This window comes from Maribacter sp. UBA3344, from assembly GCF_002362375.1.
Lineage (GTDB): Bacteria > Bacteroidota > Bacteroidia > Flavobacteriales > Flavobacteriaceae > Maribacter > Maribacter dokdonensis.
The window spans coordinates 1,296-1,580 of the sequence record NZ_DERI01000029.1 but is presented as its reverse complement, the minus strand read 5'-3'; the positions used below and the strand labels follow the sequence as shown (position 1 = coordinate 1,580).

General features: G+C 46.3%; 1 protein-coding gene. It reads left to right on the top strand.

The window, feature by feature from the left end:
• Window positions 1-285 (top strand): hypothetical protein (locus tag B2Z27_RS17415; RefSeq protein WP_286814634.1); only part of this gene is annotated, 285 nt, incomplete at both ends.

Sequence of the window (285 nt, the reverse complement as noted above, 5' to 3'; positions counted from 1 at the left end):
GACCAAAATACTGCGGACATCGATGCTTTGGAAACAGAGCAAACAACACAGAATACGAATATCGCTACAAACGCAACAGATATTGATAACCTGGAAGCGGAACAGACAACTCAGAACAATTCCATTGCAACAAATGCAACCGATATCTCCACTAACACAGCAGCCATTGCTGCCCACAATACTGCCGATGGAGATTTGAGCGATTCCAACGAATATAACACAGGTATCAGCTTCGACGGAACGGACCTTACCGTAACCGATCTTGGTGGCGACCAAACCGTGGAC